Origin of the sequence: Streptomyces sp. NPDC093801 (assembly GCF_040701585.1) — a bacterium.
In the GTDB taxonomy this organism is placed as follows: Bacteria; Actinomycetota; Actinomycetes; order Streptomycetales; family Streptomycetaceae; genus Streptomyces.
This window is the reverse complement of sequence record NZ_JBFBDP010000011.1, coordinates 99,180-119,898: the sequence shown is the minus strand read 5'-3', so window position 1 is coordinate 119,898 and position 20,719 is coordinate 99,180. Positions and strand designations below refer to the sequence as shown.

General features: G+C 74.8%; 15 protein-coding genes. 11 read left to right on the top strand and 4 right to left on the bottom strand.

Going from position 1 to position 20,719, the window contains the following annotated elements; translation table 11 throughout:
• The first annotated feature begins 50 nt into the window (after positions 1-50).
• From AB0469_RS14815 to AB0469_RS14775, 9 genes are all read left to right on the top strand, one after another.
• The gene (locus tag AB0469_RS14815) at positions 51-1,619 is read left to right on the top strand and encodes a lyase family protein (protein WP_366451761.1); all 1,569 of its coding nucleotides are present in this window, start codon (positions 51-53) and stop codon (positions 1,617-1,619) included.
• Positions 1,585-2,565, top strand: coding sequence for a kinase (locus AB0469_RS14810; protein WP_366451760.1), 981 nt, complete (start codon positions 1,585-1,587; stop codon positions 2,563-2,565). The genes AB0469_RS14815 and AB0469_RS14810 overlap by 35 nt, the downstream gene beginning before the upstream one ends.
• 2 nt (positions 2,566-2,567) lie before the next feature.
• Entirely contained in the window at positions 2,568-4,835 is a 2,268-nt protein-coding gene (locus AB0469_RS14805; protein WP_366451759.1) for a pyridoxal-phosphate dependent enzyme, read from the top strand.
• A gap of 74 nt (positions 4,836-4,909) precedes the next feature.
• Positions 4,910-5,134 (top strand): MbtH family protein, encoded by a 225-nt coding sequence (locus AB0469_RS14800; protein ID WP_366451758.1) that lies wholly within the window; start codon positions 4,910-4,912, stop codon positions 5,132-5,134.
• Positions 5,127-6,929 carry a condensation domain-containing protein gene (locus tag AB0469_RS14795; RefSeq protein ID WP_366451757.1) on the top strand — a complete coding sequence of 601 codons (1,803 nt, stop codon included), beginning with the start codon at positions 5,127-5,129 and terminating at the stop codon, positions 6,927-6,929. The genes AB0469_RS14800 and AB0469_RS14795 overlap by 8 nt, the downstream gene beginning before the upstream one ends.
• Entirely contained in the window at positions 6,926-10,135 is a 3,210-nt protein-coding gene (locus AB0469_RS14790) for an amino acid adenylation domain-containing protein (RefSeq protein WP_366451755.1), read from the top strand. Before AB0469_RS14795 ends, AB0469_RS14790 begins: the two co-directional genes overlap by 4 nt.
• 19 nt (positions 10,136-10,154) lie before the next feature.
• A complete protein-coding gene (locus AB0469_RS14785; protein WP_366451754.1) occupies positions 10,155-13,394 on the top strand; it encodes an amino acid adenylation domain-containing protein in 3,240 nt (1,079 codons plus the stop codon).
• 75 nt (positions 13,395-13,469) lie between these two features.
• A complete protein-coding gene (locus AB0469_RS14780; protein ID WP_366451753.1) occupies positions 13,470-15,011 on the top strand; it encodes an amino acid adenylation domain-containing protein in 1,542 nt (513 codons plus the stop codon).
• A gap of 47 nt (positions 15,012-15,058) precedes the next feature.
• Positions 15,059-16,360, top strand: coding sequence for an MFS transporter (locus tag AB0469_RS14775; protein WP_366451752.1), 1,302 nt, complete (start codon positions 15,059-15,061; stop codon positions 16,358-16,360).
• Here AB0469_RS14775 and AB0469_RS14770 read toward each other — a convergent pair.
• The gene (locus AB0469_RS14770; protein ID WP_366451751.1) at positions 16,354-16,581 is read right to left on the bottom strand and encodes a helix-turn-helix transcriptional regulator; all 228 of its coding nucleotides are present in this window, start codon (positions 16,579-16,581) and stop codon (positions 16,354-16,356) included. The two genes, AB0469_RS14775 and AB0469_RS14770, sit on opposite strands and share 7 nt — an antisense overlap.
• 246 nt (positions 16,582-16,827) lie before the next feature.
• Between AB0469_RS14770 and AB0469_RS14765 the strand changes: the two genes are divergently transcribed.
• Together AB0469_RS14765 and AB0469_RS14760 are read left to right on the top strand one after the other, a co-directional pair.
• Positions 16,828-17,862: a helix-turn-helix transcriptional regulator gene (locus tag AB0469_RS14765; RefSeq protein WP_366451750.1), complete on the top strand. Its 1,035-nt coding sequence runs from the start codon at positions 16,828-16,830 to the stop codon at positions 17,860-17,862.
• Positions 17,863-17,962: 100 nt separating this feature from the next.
• A complete protein-coding gene (locus tag AB0469_RS14760; RefSeq protein WP_366451749.1) occupies positions 17,963-18,556 on the top strand; it encodes a hypothetical protein in 594 nt (197 codons plus the stop codon).
• Between the two features lie 86 nt (positions 18,557-18,642).
• On the opposite strand, the gene AB0469_RS14755 is transcribed toward AB0469_RS14760, so the two are convergent.
• From AB0469_RS14755 to AB0469_RS14745, 3 genes are all read right to left on the bottom strand, one after another.
• Positions 18,643-18,891 (bottom strand): hypothetical protein, encoded by a 249-nt coding sequence (locus AB0469_RS14755; RefSeq protein ID WP_366451748.1) that lies wholly within the window; start codon positions 18,889-18,891, stop codon positions 18,643-18,645.
• Positions 18,892-19,066: 175 nt separating this feature from the next.
• Entirely contained in the window at positions 19,067-20,398 is a 1,332-nt protein-coding gene (locus AB0469_RS14750; protein ID WP_366451747.1) for an MFS transporter, read from the bottom strand.
• An 84-nt stretch (positions 20,399-20,482) separates the two neighbouring features.
• Positions 20,483-20,683, bottom strand: coding sequence for an MbtH family NRPS accessory protein (locus AB0469_RS14745; protein WP_359179787.1), 201 nt, complete (start codon positions 20,681-20,683; stop codon positions 20,483-20,485).
• Positions 20,684-20,719 lie beyond the last annotated feature (36 nt).

The following is a 20,719-nucleotide window of genomic DNA, read 5'->3' as shown; positions in this document are numbered from 1 at the left end:
CCCGGCATGCCCCCGCGCCCCGCACCAGAACAGGAAACGGAACACACCACGTGACGAGTGACACCCCGGGGCCCGCCCCCGAGCTGAGCGGCCGGATCCGCGGCGGTCCCGCCGAACTCCTCCACGACGAAGTGCTCGCCCCGCAGTTCGGGTTCGAATCCCGCCACCTGCTGCGCCACTACGTCGCCATCGAGAAGACCCTGGCCGCCGAGTACGTCCGCATGGACCTGATCACCGCCGAGGAGGCCCACCGGATCGCCGCCCTGCTGGACGCCGTCGGGTCCGACACCCTCAGCGCGCAGCCCGGCGCCAACATGTCGGACATCGCCTTCGCCCTCGAACGGCACGTCGAGGCGGGCCTGCCCGCCCCGGTCACGCACTGGCACGCCGACCGCAGCCGCAACGACCTCCAGGCCTGCGCCCAGGTGATGTACGGCCGCGACCAGCTCGCCCGCTTCGCGAGCGCGCTCCTGGAGCTCGGCGCGGTCGTCCACGAGTCGGCCGAGAAGACCTGCGACCTGCCCATGCCGGGGTACACCCACTTCCAGGCCGCCCAGATCATCACCCCCGGCTTCCACCTCGCCGCGCTCTCCGAGCACCTGCTGCACACCCACGCGCGGCTGCTGAACGCGTACGACGGCATCGACGCCTGCCCGCTCGGCGCGGGCGCCATGGCCGGACAGGAACTGCCGTGGGACCGCGACCGGATGGCCCGGCTGCTCGGCTTCTCCCGGCCGCAGCCCCACGCCCTGACCGCCGTGGCCTCGCGCCGCTGGAGCGCCGAACTGACGGCGGAGCTGAGCCTGCTGGGCACCGCCCTGAGCCGCTTCACCACCGACCTGCTCACCTGGGGCGGCAGCGAGTACGGGTTCATCGAACTGCCCGACGAGCTGTCCGGGATCTCCTCCGCCATGCCGCAGAAGAAGAACTACCCGGTCCTGGAGCGCATCCGCGGGCGCACCGCCCACCTGGCGGCCTTCCACTTCGACGTGCTCCTGGGCCAGCGCAACACTCCGTTCTGCAACCTCGTCGAGGTGTCCAAGGAGGCCGGCACCCACCTGCTGAACGCCTTCGACTCGGCCCACGGCACCGTCCGCCTCCTCACCGAGGTACTGCGCCGGCTGACCTTCCGCGCCGACCGCATGCGCCAGGTGTGCGAGCGCGAGTTCCTCGGCGGCTTCAGCCTCGCCAACGCCCTCTGCCTCACCGAAGGGGTGCCCTGGCGCACCGCTCAGGTCGTCGCCGGGAAGTACGTCGTGCTCGCCGCGACGGCGGGCGCCGCCCCCGCCCCGGGCGAACCCGCCCTGCTGGCCGAGGCGGCCGCCGGACACGGCATCGCCCTCGCCGACCCCGCCCGGCTCCTCGACGAGGCCTTCGACGTCGACCGGGGCCTGGAGCGCATGGTGTCCGCCGGGTCGGCCCGCCCCGAAGCCGTCCGCGCGGTCCTGCGCGGCCAGCAGGAGACGTACGGACAGCTGCGCGCCGACTGGCAGGCACGCGCCGCCGCGCTCCGCGCGGGCGCCGAGGAGGGCGACCGCGCCCTGTACGGAGCGTCCGACGACACGATCCACGAGGAGGACGGCGATGGCACCCGCACCCGCGTACAGCACGCCCACTGACACCCTCGCGGGGGCGACCGCCGCCCCCGTCGGCCCCGGCTTCGGCAGCGCCTTCGGCACCTTCGGCGAGCTGCTCCAGGGCGCCCTGCCCCACCCGCAGGGGGAGTTCCTGGTCACCTTCCCCCTCGCCCGCTGGGCCACCGCCGTGTTCCACCCCGAGCCCGGCCGCCGCGAGGTCCGGGTGAGCCCGGCGCACAAGGCCAAGTCCCGCCGAGTCGCCGAGGCCGTCCTGGCCGCCCTCGACACGGCGGACGGCGGCCTGCTGGAGGTCGCCGGGGACCTGCCCGAGGGCAAGGGCCTCGCCAGTTCCTCCGCCGACCTGGTTGCCACCGTACGGGCCGTCGGGGCAGCCCACGGGCGCGCCTTCACCCCGGCCGAGACGGAGGACTTCCTGCGCGGCATCGAACCGGCCGACGGGGTCATGTACGACGAGATCGTCGCCTTCCACCACCGGGAGGTGCGCCTCGGCCGCCGCCTCGGGGTGCTGCCGCCCCTCACCGTCGTCGCCCACGACGAGGGCGGCCAGGTCGACACCGTCGCGCACAACCGGGGCGCCCGGGCCATCGGCGCCGCCGACCGGGAGGAGTACGCACGCCTGCTGGACCGGCTCACCTACGCGGTTGCCCGCGGCGACCTCGCCGAGGTCGGCGCCGTCGCCACGCGCAGCGCCGAGATGAACGCCCACCGCCGCCGGCGCGCCGGATTCGCGGAACTGCACGCCCTGTGCCGCGAGGTCGACGGGCTGGGCCTGGTCCTCGCGCACAGCGGCACCATGCTCGGCGTCCTCCTGGAGGCGGACGACCCCGCCCTCGCCGGCAAGACCGAGCACATCCGGGCCGGCTGCGCCGCTCTCGACGGCGAGGTGTCCGTACACCGCTCCCTCGGCGCCGACGACAGCTGGAGCCCGCAGGCCCCACCCGCCCACCCCACCGAGCTGGAGATCTGAGCATGCTGTTCGACACCGTCACGGACGCGATCGGCGGGACCCCGCTGGTCCGGCTGCGTCTGGGCGAGGCCCGGGGCGTGGAGGTCTACGCCAAGCTGGAACTGCAGAACCTGTTCGCGATGAAGGACCGCGTCGCCCGCAACATCCTGCTGGAGGCCCGGCGTCTGGGCACCCTGAAGCCGGGCGACCCCGTCATCGAGAGCTCCTCGGGGACCATGGCCCTCGGCGTCGCCCTCGTCGGCCGCGCGCTGGGCCACGAGGTGCACATCGTCACCGACCCGCGGATCGACCCCGTCACCCTCGCCAAACTCCGCGCCCTGGGCTGCCGGGTGCACGTCGTCGAGGCCATGACCAGCCACGGCTGGCAGAGCGCCCGCCTGGAGCGGCTCGCGGAGCTGCAGGGCGAACTGCCCGGCGCCTTCTGGCCGCAGCAGTACTCCAACCCCGACAATCCCGGGGCCTACCGCACCCTCGCCGGTGAGCTCCTGGCGGACCTCGGCCGGTTCGACACCCTCGTCGGAGCCGTCGGCAGCGGCGGCTCCCTGTGCGGCACCGCCCGGGCGCTGCGCGAGCGGCTGCCCGCCCTGCACGTCGTCGGCGTCGACTGCGTGGGCAGCGCCCTCTTCGGCCAGCCCGACGTACCGCAGCGGCTGCAGAGCGGGCTGGGCAACAGCCTGCTGCCCAAGAACCTCGACCGCACCCTCGTCGACGAGGTGCACTGGCTCAACGACCACGAGGCCTTCGCCGCGACCTGGGACCTGGCCCGCGAGCAGCAGATCTTCGGCGGCAACACCTCGGGCTCCGTCTACCGGGTCCTCACCGGCCTCGCCGACCGCGCCGAGCCCGGGACACGGATCGTCGGGATCCTCCCCGACCGCGGCGACCGCTACGCCGACACCGTCTACGACGACCGGCACTGGGAGGCGAACCGGCTGCGCGAGGTGCCCACCGCCACCGCGCCGGCCGCCCTCGGACCCGACGGGACCGCCCGCACCTGGTCCACCGTCGCCTACCGCGCGCCCGCCGGGATCGGCCGCCACCTGCTGTTCGTGGAGTCCAACACCACCGGCACCGGCATGCTCGCGCTGGAGCGGGCGCGCGAACTGGGCACCGTACCCGTCCTGCTGACCGGCGACCCCGACCGCTACCGGGGCCTCGCGGAGACCGGCGCAGAGGTGGTGTGCTGCGACACCAACTCCGACGCCGCCCTGCGTGCCGCCGTACAGGAGCGGTTCCGCCGCGAGGAGATCGCCGGGGTCACCACCACCAGCGACTTCTACGTACCGGCCGCCGCCCGGATCGCCCGGTGGCTCGGCCTGCCCGGCAACGCGCCCGAGGCGGTGGCCGTCTGCCGCGACAAGTCCGCCCTGCGCGAGAGGCTGCGGGCCGCGGGCGTCCGCCAGCCCCGGTACTCCCTCGTCCGCGAGCCGGCCGCAGCCGCGGCCGCCGTCGCCCGCACCGGACTGCCCTGCGTGGTCAAGCCGGCCGACGACTCGGGCTCCACCAACGTCCTGCTCTGCGCCGACGAGGCCGAGGTCCGCGCCCAGATCGAGCGGATCCTCGCGATCGACACCAACGTGCGGGGCATGCCCACCGCCCGCACCGTCCTCGTCGAGGAGTACCTGGACGGGCCGGAGTACAGCGTCGAGATGTTCGGCGTGGACGGGCAGACCGTGTGCGTGGGCATCACCGCCAAGTCCGTGACCGACGGAGCGCACTTCGTCGAGCACCGCCACCTCTTCCCCGCCCCGCTGCCCGCCGCGACCGCCCGGTCGATCACCGACACGGTGAGGGCGGCCCTGGAGGCGGCCGGGATCCGGCTGGGCGCCACCCACACCGAGGTCAAGCTGACCGCCGAGGGGCCCGCTCTCGTCGAGATCAACCCGCGCCCGGCCGGCGGCATGATCCCCGAACTGATCCGGCTCGCCACCGGCGTCGACCTCCTCGACGCGCAGCTGCGCGCCGCCCTCGGCCTGTCCGCGCACCTGAAGGCCGAGGAGGCGGGCCGTGCCGGGATCCAGTTCCTCCTCGCCGACACCGACGGCATCCTCACGGCCGTCCACGGCGCCGAGGCCGCGGCGGCCGTGGAGGGAGTCGAGTCGGTGCTGGTCACCGCCGCCCCCGGCACGCGCGTACGCAGGCCCCGCAGCGCCTCCGACCGGCTCGGGCACGTGATCGCCCGCCACGCGGAGCCCGCCGGCGTGCACGCCGCCCTCGACGCGGCGCGCGCCGTGGTCCGCCTCGACATCGAGGCCGCGCCCCGCTCCTGATCCTCCGCCCCACCCGTCCCTACGACGCGCCGTACGACCCGTACGGCCGCACCCGACCCGAAAGGTGAACCGCCATGAGCAACCCCTTCGAGAACGACAACGCCTCCTACGTCGTGGTCCGCAACGACGAGCTCCAGCACTCCCTGTGGCCCGCGGCCAACCCCGTCCCGGCCGGCTGGACCGTGGTGCACGGGCCCGACGGCCGGCAGGCCTGCCTGGACCACGTCGAGCGGGTCTGGACCGACATGCGCCCCGCCTCCCTGGTGGCCGCCCTCGCCGGGAACGCACCCCGTGGCTGAGCCCGTCGACCGCACCGGGCACCCGGCCGGACCCGATCCCGTAGGGACCCTGCGCACCCTCTTCGCCGAGGTCCTCGGCCGTGCCGAGGTCGACGCGGGCCACAGCTTCACCGGGCTGGGTGGCGACAGCATCCAGGCGATCCAGGTCGTCAGCCGCGCCCGCGCGGCCGGCCTGGTCGTCAGTACCCGCGACGTGCTCCGCGCGGAGAGCGTGAGCGCGCTCGCCGCCACCGCCCGCGCCCAGGGCCGGGCGGGCGAGGACGCCGGAGCGAGCGCGCCCCCGCGCCGTCTGGGCCCGCTGGCACCCACCCCCATCATGGGCTGGCTCGCCGAACTCGGCGGTCCCGTCGACACGTACAACCAGTCGCTCGTCCTGCGCACCCCGCCGGGCTTCGGGCCGGCCGCCGCCGAACGCACCGTCCAGGCCCTCCTGGACACCCACGAGATGCTCCGCCTGAGGCTGCCCGACGGGATCGGGGCGATCGGCGCCACCGGCGCCGAACCCGTCGTACCACCCGCGGGCTCCGTCGCCGCGGCGGACCTGCTGGAGCACGTGGACGCCCGCGGGACCGGCGAGGCCGAACTCCCCGCCCTGACCCGGGAGAGGATGCGGGCCGCGCGGCGCCTGCTCTCGCCCCGCGACGGCCACATGCTGCGCGCCGTACTCCTGGACCGGGGAGCCGGACAGCAGGGACGTCTCGCGCTCGTCATCCACCACCTCGTGGTCGACGGCGTCTCCTGGCGGATCCTCCAGGACGACCTGCGCACCTGCTGGACGGCGCTCGACGAAGGCCGCGAACCCGCCCTGGAACCGGCGGCGACCCCCTTCGCGCACTGGGCCGACCTGCTGCGCGCGGAGGCCACATCGGGCCGCCGGACCACCGAGGCCGACCGCTGGGCGGCCGCCCTGCGCGAAGCCCCCCAGCCCCTGGCCGGGGTCCGCGCGCCCGGTGGGCTCGACCCGGAGAGCCCGGGGAACACCCTCACCCTGACCCTCGGGCCGGACGTGACGGGCCCCCTGCTCACCACCGCTCCCGGCCTCGTCAACGGCACCGTCAACGACGTGCTGCTGACCGCCCTGGCCCTCGCCGTGCTCGGCCGGCGCGGTGCCGGCGGCGCCGACGGTGCGGACGGGGAGGGCGCCGTCCTCATCGACGTCGAGGGCCACGGCCGGGAGGACGTCGCCGACGGAACCGACCTGTCCCGCACCGTCGGCTGGTTCACCACCGTGTTCCCCGTCCGCCTCGCCCTCGGCCGCCCGGACCTCGACGACGCCCGCCTGGGCGGACCCGCGGTCGGCGCCGCCCTGCGGCTGGTCAAGGAGGAACTGCGCGCCGTACCCGACAAGGGAATCGGCTTCGGGCTGCTGCGCCACCTCAACTCCCGCACCGGGCCCGGTCTCGCGGCGCGCGGCATCCCCCAGATCGGCTTCAACTACCTCGGCCGGTTCCCGATGGGCGGCGACGCCCCCTGGGACGCAGCGCCCGGCCACGACTTCGCCCTCGACGACGCCGACGAAGGCCTCCCGATGGCCCACGCGGTGGAGGTCAACGCGGCCGCCCACGAGGGCCCGGACGGCCTCACCCTCAGCGCCACCTGGACCTGGGCGGGCAACGCCTTCTCCGGGCAGTGGGTCCACGACCTGGCGCAGGAGTGGTTCACCATGCTGCGCGCCGTCGTCACCCACGCCGCCCGCCCCGGCGCCGGCGGGCTGACCCCCTCCGACGTCTCCCTCGCCCAGGTCAGCCAGGCCGACCTCGACACCTTCGAATCCCAGCTCGGAGCCCTGCTGTGATCCCTCTGTCCCACGCCCAGCAGCGTCTGTGGTTCCACGCCCGGGACGGCGCCGACGGCGCGCTCTACCACATCCCCGTCGGACTGCGGCTGCGCGGCGCCCTCGACCGCCCGGCACTGCGTGCCGCGCTCGCGGACGTGAGCGGCCGCCACGAGGCGCTGCGCACCGTCTTCCCCGACGAGGCGGGCCGCCCCCACCAGCGGGTCCTGGACCCCGCGGACGCCGCCCCGGTGCTCACGGTCACCGACTGCCCGCCCGCCGAACGCGCCCGGCGGGCCGAGGAAGCCTCGTCACGGCCCTTCGACCTCCGCGTCGACCCACCGCTGCGCGCCGACCTGTTCACCGACGGCGCCGAGGACCACTACCTGCTCCTGGTCCTGCACCACATCGCGGGCGACGGCCACTCCGTGAACATCCTCGTCCGCGACCTCGCCGCCGCCTACACCGCCCGGTGCGCCGGCCGGTCGCCCGAGTGGCCCGAACTGCCCGTCCAGTACCCGGACTATGCCCTGTGGCAGCGCGAACTCCTCGGCCCGGCCCAGGACCCCGCCTCCCTGCACGGCCGGCTGCTCACCCACTGGGCGACCGTCCTCGACGGCCTGCCCGAGGAGCTGGCCCTGCCCGCCGACCGGCCGCGCCCGGCCGTGGCCGGCCACCGGGGCGCACTGGTGGAGGCACGGACCGACGCCGCCACCCATGCCGGACTGGCCGCGCTGGCCCGGGGCGCCCGGGCCACCCCGTTCATGGCCGTCCAGGCCGCCTTCGCGGCCCTGCTCACCCGCCTCGGCGCCGGCACCGACCTGCCGCTGGGCTGCCCCGTCGACGGCCGGGACGACGAAGCCCTCACCGACCTCGTGGGCCTCTTCGTCAACACCCTGATCGTGCGCGCCGACACCTCGGGCGACCCCACCTTCACGGACGTACTGGGCCGGGTGCGCGCCGCCGCCCTGGAGACGTACGCCCACCGGGAACTGCCCTTCGAATCGCTGGTCGAACGCCTCAACCCGCCCCGCTCGCCCGCCCGCCACCCGCTCTTCCAGGTCGCCGTCTCCGCGCAGCGCGACGAGCCGCGGCCGCCCGCCTTCGCGGGCCTGCGGGCCGAGGCGGAGGCGGTGCGCACCGACACCGCCAAGTTCGACCTCACCCTGGAGGTGGAGGAGCTCCACGACCCGGCCACCGGGCGGCCCCTGGGCCTGCTCCTCGGACTGGAGTACGCGAGCGACCTGTTCGACGAGGCCACGGCCCGGCGCCTGCTGGACCGTCTCGTCCACCTCATCGGCGCCGTCGTCCGCGAGCCCGGCGTCCCGCTCTCCGCACTCGACGTCCTGCTGCCCGGGGAGCGCGCCGACCTGCTGGAGCACTGGCAGGGCGAGCCCGTCGCCCCCGACGCCCGAACCGTCCACGGTGCCTTCGAGGAGCGGGCCGCCGCCCACCCCGGCCGCCCCGCCGTGCTCTGTGCCGGCCGGGAGACGACGTACGGCGAACTCGACGCCCGGGCCGACCGGATCGCCGGACGGCTGCGCGCCCTCGGCGTCCGGCCGGGCGAGTCGGTCGCCGTACTGATGGACCGCTCCGCCGACCTCGTCGCCGCCTGCCTGGGCATCCTCAAGGCGGGCGCCGCCTACCTGCCGTTGGACGCGCGGGCCCCGCGCGCCCGTACCGAGGCCGTGCTCAGCGCGGCCCGGGCCGCCGTCCTCGTCACCGACGTCCCGGACGGGGAACCCCTACCGGCGGGTCCGCGCCACGTACTGCGCCCGGACGGACGGTCCGCCGCGGAGGCGGGGACGGCCGGGACCGCCGGGCCGAGCGGGCACCCCGACGCGCTCGCCTACCTGATGTACACCTCCGGCTCCACCGGCACCCCCAAGGGCGTGGCCGTCTCCCACCGCGAGGTGGTCGCCCTCGCCGCCGACCGGCGCTGGCGCGGCGGCGCGCACGAGCGGGTGCTGTTCCGCTCCCCGCACGCCTTCGACGCCTCCACCTACGAACTGTGGGTGCCGCTCCTGAACGGCGGCCTGGTCGTCGTCGCGCCGCCCGGCGAACTCGACGTCGACGCGCTGGCCCGGCTGATGTCCGAGGAGAAGGTCACCGGGACCTTCCTCACCGCCACCCTCTTCAACGTCCTCGCCGACCGCTGCCTGCCCGCGCTCGCCGCGCTGCACGAGGTGATGACCGGAGGCGAGGCCGCCTCGCCGTCCATGGTCCGCCGGGTCCGCGAGGCCTGCCCCGGCACCACCGTCACCAACGCCTACGGCCCCACCGAGACCACCACCTTCGCGGCGACCTTCGCCGTCGGCCCGGGCCGGGAGGCCCCCACCGGACAGGTCCCGATCGGCCGCCCCCTCGACGGCACACGGCTGCACGTCCTGGACGAGCGGCTCGGCCTCGTGGCGCCCGGCGTCGTCGGCGAGCTCTACATCGCGGGCGCCGGACTCGCACAGGGCTACCTCGGCCGGGCCGGGCTGACCGCCGAACGGTTCGTCGCCTGCCCGTACGGCCCCCCGGGCAGCCGGATGTACCGCACCGGCGACCTGGCCCGCTGGAGCGCAGACGGCCAGGTCGAGTACCTCGGCCGCGCCGACCGGCAGGTCAAGATCCGCGGGCTGCGCATCGAACCCGCCGAGATCGAGCACGTCCTGGCCGGCCACCCGGCGGTGGGCCAGGCCGCCGTCACCGTCGTGGACACGGCCGCCGGTCCCGCGCTCGCGGGCTACGCCGTCCCCGCCGAGGGCGCCCCCGCTCCCGACCCGCGCGAACTGCGCGAGCACCTGCGGGCCCGGCTGCCCGACTACATGGTGCCCGCCACCCTCACCCTGCTCGACGCCTTCCCCGTCACCGGCAACGGCAAGACCGACCTGGCCGCCCTGCCCGTGCCGGGCCCGGCGACGGCCGGCACCGCGGGAGCCCACCAGGAGCCGCGCACCGACGAAGAGCGCGCCCTGTGCGCCATCTGGGAACAGCTCCTGGGCGTGCCGCACATCGGCGTCCACGACAGCTTCTTCGACCTCGGCGGTCACTCCCTGCTCGCCACCCGGCTGCTCGCCGAGGTCCGGGACCGGTTCGGCGGCGCTATCACGATCCGCCGGTTCTTCGCCGGCCCCACCGTCGCCGAACTTGCCGCCGCCCTGCCCGCCGCGGCGGCCGCCGGCGCCGGCACCGAGGACCCGCCGGTCGTCCGCCGGGCCCGCCGCACCCAGACCGCCTGACCACCGGAGGAACGCCACCGTGAACCACCCGCCGTCCACCCCCGCCGCGCCCGCCGCCACCCCGGCCGCCCGCTCCCTGGTCGAGGACGTCCTGCCCCTGTCCCCGCTCCAGGACGGCATCCTCTTCCACGCCCTCTTCGACGAGGAGGAACGCGACGTCTACGTCGCCCAGCTGCTCCTCGACCTCGACGGCCCCCTCGACGCGGCCCGTCTGCGCGCCGCCGCCGACACCGTCCTGGAGAGGCACGCGAGCCTGCGCGCCGGCTTCCTGCGCCGCACCACCGGCGAACCCGCCCAGGTCGTCCAGCGCGGCGTCCGGGCCCCCTGGCGGGAGACGGACCTGTCCGGGCTCGGCGAGACCGAGCGCACCGCCGCCGTCGACGCCCTCCTCGCCGAGGACCGGGCCACCCGTTTCGACCTCGCCCGGCCGCCGCTGCTGCGCTTCACCCTCGTCCGCACCGGCCCGCTGTCCCACCGACTGCTGCTGACCTACCACCACATCGTGATGGACGGCTGGTCCTGGCCGGTCCTGGTCCGCGAACTCCTCGCCCTGCACCACGCCGACGACGCCCCGCTGGGACCCGTCACCCCCTACTCCGCCTTCCTGAGCCGGCTCCACGGCCGCGACACGGCCGCCGCCCAGGACGCCTGGACCCGCGCCCTGGACGGCCTGCCCGGCGGAACCCGTACCGCGCCCGTGTCCCCGCCGCCCGGCTCGGTGCTGCCCGACCGCGTGGAGACGTACCTCTCCGAGTCCCTCACCGAACGGCTCGGCGCCCTCGCCCGCGGCCACCGGATCACCTCCGGAACCCTGCTCCAGGGCGCGTGGGCACTCCTGCTCGGCCGCCAGATCCGCTCCGAGGACGTGGTCTTCGGCGCCATCGTCAGCGGCCGCGACCCCGGACTGCCCGGCGTCGCCGACATCGTGGGCCTGTGCATCAACACCGTGCCGGTCCGCGTGCGCATCGACCCGACCGAGACCCTCGCCGCACTGTTCGAGCGGCTGCAGGACGAGCAGGCGCGCCTGATCGACCACCACCACCTGGGGCTGGTCGAGATCCAGCGGCTCGCGGGAGCGGGCGAGCTCTTCGACTCCTGCGTCGCCTTCCAGAACTACCCGGTCGACGCGGCCGGCCTCGCCGCACTCGGCGCGGGCGGGCTCCAGGTCACCGGAGTGGACCCGTACGACGCCGCCCATTACCCCCTCTCGTTGACCGCCATCCCCGGCGACCGGCTGCGGCTGCAGATCGACTACCGGCCGGACGTCTTCGAACGCGACACCGCCCAGGCCCTGATCGAACGCCTCGCCCGGCTCCTGGAAGCCGTCGCCGAGGACCCCTCGTGCCCGGTGGGCACCGTGGACCTGCTCTCGCCCGCCGAACGCCACCGCGTCCTGGCCGAATGGAACGACACGGCCCGCGACGAGGAGTACGCGGAGGTCGTCGAGCGCGTCCGGCAGCAGGCCGGGCGCCGCCCCGACGCCGTCGCCGCCACCGACGACACCGGCCGCGAACTGGGCTACGCCGAGCTCGTGGCCCGCGCCGACGCCCTCTCCCTGGCCCTGCTCGCCGACGGGGTGCGCCCCGGCGACCTGGTCGCCGTACTCAGCGAGCCCACCGCCCGCGTCCCCGTCGCGATGCTCGGCATCCTCGGCTCCGGTGCGGCCTACGTCCCCCTCGACCCCGAGGGCCCCGTCACCCGTACCGCCGGCCTCCTGGCGAGCGGCGGGATCGCCCGCCTGCTGGCCGCCCCCGAACAGCGGGCGCGCGCCGAGGAGATCGCCGCCGCGGTCCCCGGCGGGCTGCCCGTCCTGGTGATCGACGACGCGGCCGCCGCGGTCCCGGGCGAGCGCCCGGCGCCGGCCGGCGGGCCCGACGCCCTCGCCTACGTCTGCTTCACCTCGGGCTCCACCGGCAAGCCCAAGGGCGCCATGGTCCACCGCCGGGGCATGAACAACCACCTCCTGGCCAAGGTCGAGGACCTCGGTCTCGGCGACGGCGACCGCGTGGTGATGAACGCCCCGCTCACCTTCGACATCTCCGTGTGGCAGGTGCTCGCCCCGCTGATCACCGGCGGACGGGTCCACCTGGTCACCCGGGACACCGCCCGCGACCCGGCCGCCCTCTTCGACGACGCCGCCCGCCGCGGGATCACCGTCCTGGAGACCGTGCCCTCCTTCGTCCGCGCCGCCGTCGACCTGTGGGACACCGGCGTGCTGCCGCCGGCCCTGCCGGAGCTGCGCTGGTTCATCGTCAACGGCGAGGTGCTGCCGCCCGAACTGTGCACCCGCTGGTACGCGCGCCACCCGCAGGCCGCGATCGTCAACGCCTACGGCCTCACCGAGTGCTCCGACGACAACACGCACGCCTTCATCGGCCCCGACGTGCACGCCCAGCTGGAACACGGCCGGCTGCCCGTCGGACGCCCGCTGCGCAACAACACCCTCTACCTGCTGGACTCCGCGCTCGCCCCCGTGCCGCCCGGTGTGCCCGGCGAACTCTTCATCGGCGGCACCGGCGTGGGCCCCGGATACCTGCGCGACCCGCGCCGCTCCAGCGAGCGCTACGTCCCCGACCCGTTCTCCGCCGTGCCCGGCAGCCGCATGTACCGCACCGGCGACCTCGCCCGGATGCGGGCCGACGGCCAGCTCGACTTCCTCGGCCGCCAGGACCACCAGGTCAAGGTCCGCGGCAACCGCATCGAACTGGGCGAGGTGGAGACCGCGCTGCGCGCCGTGCCCGGCGTCGGCGAGGCCGTCGTCGCCGTCGACCGGGACCACGCGGGCCAGCAGCGGCTCATCTGCTACTTCACCGGAACGCCCACCGCCGAGGAGGTCCGTACGGAACTGGGCCGCAGCCTCCCCAACTACATGGTCCCGTCGCTGTTCCTGCACCTGCCGCGGTTCCCGCTCACCGTCAACGGCAAGCTGGACCGCAAGGCGCTCCCCGACCCGGCCACCGTGCACCGCCCCGCCGGACGGCTGCCCGCCACCCCCACCGAGAAGACGGTCTGCGAGGTCTTCGCCTCCGTCCTCGGCCTCCAGGAGGCCGGGATGGACGACGACTTCTTCGCCCACGGCGGCCACTCGCTCCTCGCCACCCGGTTGGCCGGCCGCATCGGCACCGAACTCGGCGTACGGCTGGGCATCCGCGATCTCTTCGAGACGCCCACCCCCTCGGGCATCGCCGCCCGCATCGCCGAGGCCGCCACCGCCCCCGCCCGCCCCGCGCTGCGCCCCCGCTCCCGTGAACGGGCGTAACCGGCCCGACCAGGCATGACCAGCTCCGACCGCGCCGCGAAGAGCCCGACCGCACCCCCAGGAGACACCATCACCATGAGCCCGACCGAGACCACCCCCGTACCCCTGCGCATCGCGCACCGGGTGGGGCTCACACCCGGGGCCACCGCGGTCCGCGCGCCCGAGGGCGAGCTGACGTACCGCCAGTTCGACCGGCGGGCGCGCGCGGTGGCCGAGGAGCTGCGCGCGGCCGGCGCCGGGCCGGAGGACACCGTGCTCCTGGGGGTGCGCCGCGGCGTCCACTGGGCGGTGGGGCTGCTGGGCATCTGGTACGCCGGCGCCGCCCCCCTCCTGGTGGACCTCGACGCCCCCGACGAGCGGCTGCGCACCCTGCTGCGGGCCGCCGGCACCCGGCACGCGGTCGCCCCGGACACCCACGCCGCCGCGATGCTGCAACGCCGCACCGGGAGCGAGCTGTTCTGGGCGTCCACCACGACCGCGGCTCCCACGTCGGCGGCCCCGCCCGCCGACATCGCACCGGGGTCCCTCGCCTACGTGCTCTTCACCTCCGGATCCACCGGGCAGCCCAAGCCCGTGGCGGTCGGCCACGCCGGACTCGCCGCACAGGTCGCCACCCTGGCCGAGCGCTACGGCCTGACCGACCAGGACGCGGTCCTGCAGTTCGCGGCACCCGCCTTCGACGTCAGCCTGGAGGAGGCGCTGCCCACCTGGTGCACGGGCGGCGCGGCCGTCTTCGTCAAGGACAACGTCCTCTCGCCCGCCGAACTGGAGCCGTTCCTGGCCGCGGAGCGGATCAGCGTCGTCAACCTGCCGACCCCGTACTGGTCGCAGTGGGCCAAGGACCTGGAGCGGGCCCCCCGGCCGCTGCCGTCCGCACTGCGCCGCGTGGTGATCGGCAGTGACGCGGGCCGCACCGCGGACCTCACGCGCTGGACGGCGGCCGGCCACCCCCCGGTCGTCAGCTGCTACGGCCTCACCGAGTCCACGATCACCGCCACCTCCTACGAGCCGGCCCCGGCCGAACTCGCCGGCTTCACCGGCGACGAGCTGATCCCGCTCGGCGAACCCCTGGCCGGCGTACGGGCATACGTCCTCGACGAGGAACTGCGCGAGACGCCCCCCGGCGCCGCGGGCGAGCTGTACCTGGCGGGTTCCTGCCTGGCGCGCGGCTACCACGGCCGGCCGGGCCTGACCTGCGAGCGGTTCGTCGCCGACCCCTTCGCGGACGCCCCGGGCGAGCGCATGTACCGCACGGGCGACCGGGTCACCCGGGCCCCCGGCAGCGGCTCGCTCGTCTTCCTCGGGCGCGCCGACGACCAGGTCAAGATCCGCGGCCACCGCGTCGAACTCAAGGAGGTGGAGGCGGCCGTGGCCGCCCACCCCGAGGTCGTCGACGTGGTCGTGCGCGCCGTGGCGGCGGCCGACGGACCGCAGCTCGCCGCCTGGGCCGCCGTCACGGCCGGCAGCCCCCTCACCCCGGACGGCCTGCGCCGTCATCTTCTGGCCAAGACGCCCGGGTACCTCGTACCGGCCGTGGTGACCTTGATGGAGCGGCTGCCCCGTACCCCCGGCGGCAAGCTCGACCCCAGGGCGCTCCCGGCGCCCGCCCTCCGATGAACCCGCCCCCTGCGGACCCCGTCCGCGACCAGACAAGGAACGCACCCGTGTCCGTCACCACCGACGAGTCCACCGAGACCGGTCAGGCCGTGGAGCGCCGGCGCCGCAGGGACTTCCGTCTCTTCATGTCCTCGCACATCTGCAACGAGCTGGGCGGCAGCATCACGTACGTGGCCCTGCCGCTGATGGCGGTGCTCACCCTCGACGCCTCGGCGATGCAGGCGGGTCTGCTGTCCGCCGCGGAACACGCGGCGTTCCTGCTGCTGGGCCTGCCCGCCGGGGCCTGGGTGGACCGGATGCGCAAGCGCCGGGTGATGATGGCCGCCGACCTCGCGCGCGCCCTCCTGCTGACCGCGCTGCCGGTGGCCTACCTGCTGGACCTGCACTCGATGCCACTGCTGTACGCGGTCGCCCTGCTGTTGGGCTGCGCCCGGCTGTTCGGCGACGTCGCCGATCAGAGCTATCTGCCGACCCTCATCGGCAAGGACACCCTGATCGCGGGCAACTCGAAGTTGGAGACCGTGCGTTCGGGGGCCGAGTTCGCCGGCCCCGGCGTCGCCGGCTTCCTGGTGCAGCTGCTGGGCGCGGCCGGGACGCTGGCCGGCCAGGCCGTCACCTCACTGGTCTCCGTGGTCCTGCTGGGCCGGATCGAGGCCCGGGAGGAGAAGCCGGCACCGGCCCCGCGCCGGCACCTGCTGCGTGACATCCGCGAGGGGCTGGGCTATGTCCTGAGCCACCGGATCCTGCGGCTCATCGCCCTGAACACGGCCGCCGTGAACCTGTTCCTCAGCGCGGTGATGGCCATCGAGGTGCTCTTCCTGACCCGGACGGTGGGACTGCCGCCCGCGGCCATCGGCTGGGTGCTGACGACGGCCACGATCGGCTCGGTGCTGGCCGCCACCGCCGCGGACCGGGTGACCCGGGCCGTCGGCGCGGCCCGGCTCACGTGGCTGTCCCTGCTGGTGACGATGCCCTTCGGGCTGCTGCTCCCGCTGGCCGACAAGGACTGGCGGATCGGCCTGTTCGTGCTCGGATCGCTCGTCCAGTCGGCCGGCGTCACCCTGTACAACATCTGCCAGGTCACCTACCGGCAGACGGTCTGCCCGCCGCACCTGCTCGGTCGGATGACCGCCACCATGCGCTTCCTGGTGTGGGGCGTACTGCCCCTGAGCGGCCTGCTGGCGGGACTCCTCGGTGAACTCCTGGGCGTGCGGGACGCACTGTGGGTGTGCGCCGCGGCCCTGTCGGCGGCCCCGCTGGTCCTGCTCTGCTCCCCGCTGCGGCGGATGCGCACCTTCGAGGACGGTGTCCCGGTGGCCGGGGCCGGTGCCGCGCGGTCGGATCAGTAGCCCATCCGGAAGGCGATGTGGGTGAGCTGGGTCCGGTTCACCGCGCCGGTCTTGCTGCGCAGCCGGCGCAGGTAGGTGTCGACGGTGTGCGGGCTCAGCCCCATCCGGCACGCGATCATCCGGTAGGTGTCCCCCTGCGCGAGGTAGGCGAGGACCTCCTGCTCGCGGGGGGTCAGGGCGGGCAGCTCCGGCGTGCGGGCGGTGAGCGTGGTGTGCAGCATGTGGGACTCCGGATTCCGGATCGAAGGGGAGGGGGGAGCGGCGGGGCTCGGCACACCGGGCGGCGGTGCGATCACTTTGGGGGTGATCGCACCGTTTCGGACGTCCGGGGCCCGAAGTGGCCGGACAGCCGCTGCTGTTCATGGGGTCCAGCCTTTCGGCCTGCTTATCCTGGCGCCAGGGGGCGGGCACCTCACCAAAGTGCCTGGCAGTAAAGCGACCAGGGGCGAAAAGGGCAAAGTGGGGCAATGTTCATATCTGACGAGGTGCCGGATCCGAACGACGCCGATGTTGACATCGATATCTACGGCTGGGTGCTCGAACACCGCACGGTGGACGTGGACGCTGTGGCCGCCGGCACGGGGCGCGAGGCGGACGAGGTCCGGCGCAGCCTGTCCCGCCTGCGCGCCTCACGCCTGCTGCACGTGAGTCCGGTCGACCCGACGGTCGCCTTCGCGGTGGCCCCGGACACGGCCGCCGAGCAACTCGTCGCGCCTCTGGAGGCGCAGATCCGCGACCGGCAGCGGACGATCAGCGGGATCCGCGAGGACCTGGGCCGCTTCCTGCCGCACTATCTGGGCCGCCGCTCCACGGGGGAGTCGCTGGAGGTCCTGGAGAGCCTGGAGGACGTGCGCGGGGCACTCAACCGGGCCTCCCTCAACTGCACGACCGAGATGCTCAGCTCGCAGCCCGGCGGCGGCAGCAGGGTGCCGGAGGCGATGCAGGAGGCGCTGCGGCGGGACGAGACGATGCTCCAGCGGGGGATCTCGATCCGGACGCTCTACCACCACACGGCCCGCTTCAACGGGCCGAGCCAGGCCTATGTCGCGGCCACGTCCCCGCTGGGGGCGCAGTACCGCACCGCGCACGAACTGTTCGGCCGGCTCATCGCCTTCGACCGGCAACTGGCTTTCATCCCGGTCTCCGACGGCAGTTGGGGCGCCGTGGTGATCCGCGAGCCGTCGACCGTCGCCTACCTGTGCGACATCTTCGAACAGACCTGGGACCTGGCCTCCCCGTTCTCGGCCGCCGCGGGGCAGGGGCTCGAGGAGGTCGCCCGGGAGATCCACGAGACGATCATCCGGCTGCTCGCGGCGGGGCTGAAGGACGAGGCCATCGCCCGTCGCCTGGGCATGTCGCTGCGCACCGCCCGGCGCCACATCGCCGACATCATGCAGGAACTGGGTGCGGGCAGCCGCTTCCAGGCCGGTGTGGCCGCCGCCGCGCGCGGTCTGCTGGACCTGGAGGGCGAGGTGGACGGCGACCCGGTACCGCCTTCCTGACCTGGTGTCACGCGTTTTCGTGTCTGTCGTGGTCGGCGGGCGTGTCGCATGCTGCTGGGATGGGAGCTGTGGAGCCGTCGAACAAGAGGGGCAGCACGTGATGGACATGCCGGATGAAGCCTGGGAACGGGAGGCCCCGCACCTGCGGGAGATCGTCCTGTTCCTCTCGGTCCACCTGGACCGGATGCCGGGTGTGCTGTGGCCCGAATACGACAACCCGGCGTTCGGCGACGTCGACGACACCGACGGCATCGACGACGGTGACGACGCCCTCGACGCCGAAGAAGTCGACGAGGTCGAGGACGCCGACGACGCCGACGACGCCGGGGCGGGCCCGGCGGGCGACGGTGTGTGCCCGGCGCAGGTGGAACGGTTCACCGCCGCCCTGGCCTCGCTGACGGGCCTGTCCGTGCGGCTGGACCGGGTGGAGACGGCCGGGGCCGCCCCGGGGAGCGGTGCGGACGCGGCCTGGACCGGGCAGCCCGGGGGTCGGGAGCACCTGCTGATCCACCAGATCGCAGGCGCCGTCACCTGGCAGCTGAGCGGGACGGGCCGGAGCGGCCGGCCGGAGTCCTTCCGGTGTCGGCTGCTGCCCGGCGAGCTGCTGTACGTACCGGCCGGCTGGTCGCGTCGCCGTGTCGGCGCACCGCAGGCCCGGTACGCGGTCGTCTGCCTCGGCAGCAAGGGCGATTGACGGCGTGAGAGGTGAGAAGGGGGGAGGGAGGACCGCGATGCGGTCCTCCCTCCCCCCTTCTCGACGGCCCCTACGGGCCGGTGCGGTCAGCCGCCCCAGGAGCTGTCGGCCGTGTCACGGCCCCGGCCGCCCGGCGTGGTGCCGACCGTGACCACCCGGCCGTCGTGCAGGGTGATGTGACGCGGCGTCTGGGTGGTGGTGCTGCCCTCGGCCCCGGTGGTCGTCGTCACGGTGGTCGTGGCCGTGTCGCCGTCGGCGGCCTGCGCGGCGCCGGCGGCGGGCAGCAGCAGCGCGGTCGCGGCTACGGACAGGGCGAAGACGTAACGCTTGAGCATGGGATCCCCAGGAGTGCGAGCGGTCTGGTCCGGGCGCGGAACGCTTCGTGGGCCGTCCGCGCCGGTCGGTGCAGGACCAACCTTGCCGTGCAGGAGGCTCCTCGGTGATCGATCAGGCTGCTCATCAAGCTGCCTGGCGCGATGGTGAGGGGCCGCAAAAGCGGATTCATGCGGGCTATTCGGTCATGATGCCCGCGCCTACAGGGGCCGGAGGCTCCTGCTCCTGCCGGGCGGGCGGCTCCGCGCGCTCCGCCGGACCCCGGCCGTCGAGCTCACGCCACACCGGGAAGACCAACGGGGCCAGGGTGACCGCGAGGTACAGCGCCCCCGTCCCCAGCAGCGCCGGCACCAGCCCCGCCGCGTCCAGGGCCAGCCCCGCACCGAGCATGCCCAGCGGCGTCGCCGCCAGCGCGGCGGCGACCAGCAGACCGAACACCCGCCCCCGTACCGCCTCGGGCACCCGCTCGTAGGCGACCGACATCATCAGCGGGCCCACGATCCCCGACCCGATGCCGGACAGGGCCAGCACGGCCAGCAGTACCGCCGCCCGGGGCTCTGCGGCCAGCGCGGTACACCGCACCGCCCCGACCAGGACGAAGGCCCCGACGAAGACCGCGCGCCGCGGCATCCGGTGCCCCGCCCAGCCGTACAGGGCCGCCCCGAGCAGCGCGCCGGCCCCCATGGCGGTCACCATCGCACCGAACAGGGCGCTGCTGCGCAGCACCTGCGTCCCGTACGCCGGGTAGAGCACCCCGTTCAGCGCCCCGTCCAGGGCATTGGTCAGCATCAGGACCCCCACCATCGCGCCCAGGAGCCGGTCCCTGCGCAACTGCCCCACTCCGAAGCGCAGTTCCTGCGTGTAGGAACCGCGTGGCGGCCCGTCGCCGGCCGGACGCGGACGGGCCGTCGCCGGTACCAGGGTCGCCACGACGAGGGCGCACGCCGCCAGCGCCGCCAGGTCGGCGAACAGGGTGCGTACGGGGCCGACGGTCGAGATGAGCAGGCCGGCCAGCGGCGCGCCCGCCATCATGCCGATCCGGCGGGCCCCCTCGACCGCTCCGGTGGCCCGCTCCGCCGTGACGCCCGCGCGTTCCATCGCGCCGGGCAGGAGCAGTTGCTTGGAGGTGTCGGACGGGCCGCGGGCCGCCCCGACCAGGAAGACCAGGACGATCAGGACGGGCAGCGGCAGGGCGCCCCAGGCGTGCAGGAGCGGGATCAGGCCGATCGCCGCGGCCGTCAGCAGATCCGCTCCGACGCTGGTCGCACGGACGGGCATTCGGTCGACCACCGGACCCGCGAGCACGGCGGAACACAGCAGCCCCAGCACCTCGGCGGTGGCGACGAGCCCCGTCCGGGTGCCGCTGCCGGTGCTGTGCAGGACGAACCAGGGCACGGCGACCAGGGTCGCCGCCATGCCCAGCGAGGAGATCCCGGAGGCCGCCACCAGGGCGCCCAGCGGGGTGCGGCGGCGCGATGACGCGGAGCCGCCGGGGTACGAGCTGGTCATACGGGGTTCCTTCCGGCACCGCCGCGCCGCCCGGCAGCCCGCGGTGGGGTCTGCCGGGCGGCGTGGTGCCCGGGGATCGTCGGGTCAGCCGGCCATGCTCACGCGGAGGCTGAGCGGGCGCATGTCCGTCCACACCCGCTCGATGTGCGCGAGGCACTCCTCCTTGGTGCCGCGTACGCCCTGGTCGTGCCAGCCGAGCGGGACGGGCCGGCCGGCCTCCCAGAGGGAGTACTGCTCCTCGTCGTTGGCCACGACCAGGTACTGCTGCGGGGACGCGTCGTTCATGGTGTTCTCCTCGATGGATCGGGAATGCGGAAGGGT